Below are 4,756 nucleotides of genomic sequence, written 5' to 3' on the forward strand. Positions count from 1 at the left end.
CTCTGACACATTCATCTACACACAACCCTCCGTGGTGTGGGCCTCGGCCCGCTCCTGTCGCCCCCCCCCGCGGGGCGGGGGGGGGGGGGGGCGCGACACACCCCCCGCGCCCCGCCCCCCACCCTCGCCCTTGTGCGCACCTATCGAATCTCCGTGAAGTCCCTCCCACAGGCCGGCCAGCAGCCGACCGGCCAGCAGCCGGCCGGCCAGGGGCCCGAGGATCAGGAGCCGGCCGACGACGGCCGGCAGTGGGCGGGCGATCCGTACGATGACGGCGACGAGACGTTGCCAGATGACCCGGCAGTGACGGCTCGTTTCTCCGCCCCGGGCGGTGAGGAAGCGTGGCTGGAGCGTGCTGCGGACGGCACACTGACCGGGTGGCTGCGCGATCCGTCCGGCCAGGTCTACCGTTACTCGGACGCCGATGCGTGGGCCGTGGACGTGGACGACGCCGGTATGACGCCGTCCGGCGGCGGTACCCAGACCGACGAGCAGCCCGCAGACGGCGAGCAGCCGGAGAACGAGGCGGAGCCGGACGGCGGCAGCCAGGACAGCGAGCTCCCCGACGAGTTCCGGAAGTAGGAGGAGGCCGACGTGGAGATTCAGGATCTGCCTGGCCGCGCTGCAGCTGTGCAGTCCGCCGCGGAGGGCGCTGCTGCTGCGAAGGCCGGCGAGACGGCGGCGGGGTGCCCGTACTCGGAGCTCGGTGACTTCGCTGAGCGGTACCGGCGCCGCTTCTGGCTCCGCGGCTTCCAGGACGCTGGCGGCACGCTGCCTGAGCACCAGGACGGCAGGCCAGACGACGCCGGGTGACGGCGCGACGGTAAGGGCACACAGGGGGCACGGTCGCGGGGCTCATCGTCCCCGTCCCGAGGAAGTGCCCCGTGCCGCCGCGTCCACCAGCCCGGCCCCGCCGTCTGCAGGGCATCGTCCGAGCGATCTGCGCCGTCACCGGGGTGCAGGACGAGGTCGGAGACGTCATCCTCCCCGGGGCATTCACTCGCACCCTGGCCGCCCGGCCCGTTAAACCCGTGTTCAGCCACGAGTGGAAGGACCCGATCGGGGTCTGCCACGGGGTCGAGGAGTGGCTGCCCGGTGACCCCCGGCTCCCGAAGACCACCCCGATGGGCAAGCCCTGGCCGAAGGACGCTGGCGCCCTGGTCGCCGACGTCGGCCACAACCTGCGCACCAGCCGCGGCCGCGACGTCTTCGAGCAGGTGAAGCAGTGGCACGAGGAGGGCGGCGGCGCCCAGTGGTCGATCGGCTACGTCGTCCCCAAGGGCGGCGCCACCAAGCGGGCCGGGGTGAGGATCATCCACGACCTTGACCTGTACGAGGTGTCGCCGGTACTGCACGGCGCGCACCCGCTCACCATGGCGCTGGAGGTCAAGGGCAACCCGGCCGGACAGTCCCAGGCCTTGGAGTACAAGGCGACCGGGCCGCACGGGGAACCTCAGGTCGGCCAGGGCGTGATGATCGCTCTGTTCCCGCCGCCGGAGGTCTCCGACGCGCTCGCGCACCCGCAGGGCACCGCGGCCGGCGATCTGCACGTCACGCTCGCGTACCTCGGCCAGGCCGACGCGCTGGGTGGGTACCCGGACGACCTGCCAGACCTGATTCGTACGGCCACCTCCGGCGCGCCACAGCTCGAAGGCCAGCTCGGTGGGATCGGCCGTTTCCCTCCGGGCGAGGACGGCGTGCCGGTGTGGGTGCCCGTCGACGTGCCCGGCCTGGCGGAACTGCAGCAGCGAGTCGTGTCCGCGCTGGCCGGATCAGTCTTCAACGAGGCCCTCCGCACCGACCACGGCTTCACCCCGCACCTGACGCTCGGCTATGACCTTCCCGACGACGTCCCAACCGTCGATGCGACTCCGGTCATCTTCGACGAGCTGTTCGTCGTCCGCGGTACCGACCGCGTCGGCATACCGCTGGGACGCCCCGCGGAACAGGACGACGTCGGACCCGACATCGCCCCCTCGCCCCCCGCGCCGCCAGTTCCGGCGCCGGTGGGGCCGGCAGTCGAGGTGAAGACCGCCCACCAGGCCGTCGCCGCCGCGAAGTCCGTCGCCACGCGGCGCAACCGCCTTGAAGTGAAGTCCGCTCACCAGGCTGTCGCCGAAGCCAAGTCGCTGATCAGCCGGATCGAGGAGAAGAGCATGCAGCCGCCGATGGCCGGATCGTATGAGGAGCAGCAGTCCCACCTACGGGACGCGCTCCAGGTGCTGTTCCTGCCTAACCAGGACGCCAGCGCCGACGCGGCCTGGGTGTGCATCGAGGCGACGTTCCCCGACCGCGTAATCGCGACCGTGGCCCGCCCCGAGCCCGGCGAGACGATCACTTACTCCGTGCCGTACCAGAACGCCGGCGGCGACGTTGTCCTCGGCACCCCGCAGCGGGTCGAGCTGACGGTCGTTGCCGTCGACACCGAAGACCCGGACGGCGACGAGGAGGTCGAGGAGGAAGCCGAACCCGAGGAGGCCGCCGAAGCACGGTTCCTGCAGCCCGCCGCCGGCCGGCTCGCTGATGCCACCTCGGCGATCGCCGTGGCCGACGTCGAGCCCGAGCAGTTGGAGAACCTCCGCCCGGCCGTCGACCGCCTACTGCGAACCCTGGCCCGCAAGGGGATGCCCATCAGCGAGGGCAACGCCGAACCCGATGACGACTTCGGCGACGACTGGGGCCTGTACGACCACCTCGACGACGAACAGGACCAGGCCGACGGCCAAGGCGGCGCCCCGGACGCCGACGCACCCGCTCCGGCGACAGTTCCACCCGGGGGCCCGGCCCCCGCGCCGGCGGTCACCACCCCAGGCAGCCCGGAGCCGAGCGACGAGGCCACGAACCAGGACGAGGAGGTCACCTTGGACCCGGAGGAGGTCGAGGCCCAGCTCAAGGCGCTGGCGGCATGACCAAGCACTGTCGTGGGGGCCGGCGCGGGCGACGTTGGCCGGCCGCGCCGCGCCTTAGAACCCAAAAAACCATGCAAAGAACCCGGTCGTGTGTGGGGGTGGCCGGGCTACGAGGCGCGGCAGCACGCGACGTTAGACCCTCATCTCCCTTCCACTGACCCGGAACGTTTCGGGTCGTCCCGGTGCTGGCCGGGCGAGCGACGCGCGCCAACCGTCCGCCACCAGCACTTGGAAGGCTCCGTGAGCACCGCCACCGCCGACATACCCCTCAAGACCCTCATCAACGAACTCGCCACCCGCCAGGGCGAGGCCCGCCGCATCAGCGAGACCTTCAAGGTCGATGAGCAGGGCCGCTTCACCGTCTCCACCGAGCAGAATCAGGCGTACCGCAAGGTCATCCAGGACGCGCAGGAGCTCAAGTCCCTGATCGACGCCCGCAAGAGCGCCGACGACATCGCCGGCTTCCTGGACGCCCCCGAGGCCCCGTCCGCCGCCGGCCAGTTCTACGGCAGCCCCCAGGGCCCCGAGGTGAAGTCCCTCGGCGACCTCTTCGTGGAGAGCGACGGTTACGAGCGTGCCCGTGAGCGCGGCTTCGAGGGTTCCTCCCAGATCCGCGCCGGCATGGAAGGCAAGTCCATCTGGGCCCTGTCCGCTGGCACCATCACCCACAACAGCTTCGGCGGCGCGCAGAACGTCGGCATCAGCGAGCTGGCCCGCCGCAAGTCCCGCATCCGCGACCTCTTCCCCAAGGCCACGACCAAGGCGTCCGTCCTGTACGGCATCCGCGAGACGGGCTGGACCAACAACGCCGCACAGATCCGCCAGCGCACCGCCGCGGACGGGGTCTCCCCAGCGGCTGGCCTGCCGACCGACCAGTGGGGCCGCGCCCCGGAGTCGAGGCTCGACTTCAAGCCGGTGATGTACCCGGTCACCGAGATCGCCCACGTACTCCACGCGCACAAGAACATCCTCAGCGACGAGCCCCGGCTCAAGTCGTTCATCAACAACCGGATGGTCGAGGGCGTCAAGTACCGCGAGGACTATGACCTGTTGCACTCCTCCGGCGACGGCGAGAAGCTCACCGGCCTCTTCAACGTCCCCGGCGTCCAGGAGTACGCCGCGCTCCAGGCCGACAAGCGAAGCGTGCAGGTCCGACGGGCCATCACCAAGGGCATCCTCGCTGAGTACGAGATGACCGGCCTGGTGATCTCCCCGAACCTCTGGGAGGAACTGGAGCTGGAGACCGACAACAACGGCGCGTTCCGCATCGCCGTCGCCGTCGCCGTCGGTGCCGAGAAGAAGGTCTGGCGCCTCAACGTCGTCGACACCACCGCCATGGCCGACGAGAAGTTTCTCGTCGGGGCGTTCGGCACCGGCGCCCAGCTCTACGACCGCGAGTCCGTCTCCGTCACCGTCTCCAGCGAGAACGGTCTGAACTTCGAGAACGGCGTCATCAGCATCCGCGCCGACGAACGCGTCGCCCTAGAGGTCGCCCGCCCCGAGTCCTTCGTCGTCGGCACCTGGGCATAGCAGCCCCCGCCAGCCCGGGGCAGCTGCGCACTTCGGCATGGAACCACGATCGGTCGGTCGTGGTTCCATGCCGAAACGTTCATATAGACGCGGCCAGCCCGGCACCAGAGCAACTGCCCCGACCACGACCGGTGGGTCGTGGTTCCGTGCCGAAACGTTCACAAGCACCCCGCTAACCCGCGACAGCTGCACACCGCGGCACGGAACCACGATCAGTGGGTCGTGGTTCCATGCCGAAACGTTCATATAGACGCGGCCAGCCCGGCACCAGAGCAACTGCCCCGACCACCTCCGGAGTGTCGTGGGTGCGTGCCCAA

General features: G+C 70.3%; 4 protein-coding genes. All 4 read left to right on the forward strand.

All coding sequences use genetic code 11. From position 1 onward, the window contains the following. Positions 1 to 153 precede the first annotated feature (153 nt). The 4 genes from ACFV6I_RS18300 to ACFV6I_RS18315 all read left to right on the forward strand — a co-directional run bounded on the left by ACFV6I_RS18300 (position 154) and on the right by ACFV6I_RS18315 (position 4,439). Complete coding sequence (locus ACFV6I_RS18300; RefSeq protein ID WP_063353043.1) at positions 154 to 582, forward strand: hypothetical protein; 429 nt, start codon at positions 154 to 156, stop codon at positions 580 to 582. A gap of 12 nt (positions 583 to 594) precedes the next feature. Further along, positions 595 to 813 carry a hypothetical protein gene (locus tag ACFV6I_RS18305; protein ID WP_063353042.1) on the forward strand — a complete coding sequence of 73 codons (219 nt, stop codon included), beginning with the start codon at positions 595 to 597 and terminating at the stop codon, positions 811 to 813. 218 nt (positions 814 to 1,031) lie between these two features. Continuing rightward, entirely contained in the window at positions 1,032 to 2,909 is a 1,878-nt protein-coding gene (locus tag ACFV6I_RS18310; protein WP_063353041.1) for a 2'-5' RNA ligase family protein, read from the forward strand. A gap of 240 nt (positions 2,910 to 3,149) precedes the next feature. Further along, positions 3,150 to 4,439, forward strand: coding sequence for a phage major capsid protein (locus ACFV6I_RS18315; protein WP_244293883.1), 1,290 nt, complete (start codon positions 3,150 to 3,152; stop codon positions 4,437 to 4,439). Positions 4,440 to 4,756 lie beyond the last annotated feature (317 nt).

The sequence above is a fragment of the Kitasatospora sp. NPDC059803 genome, assembly GCF_042732255.1.
GTDB lineage: Bacteria > Actinomycetota > Actinomycetes > Streptomycetales > Streptomycetaceae > Kitasatospora.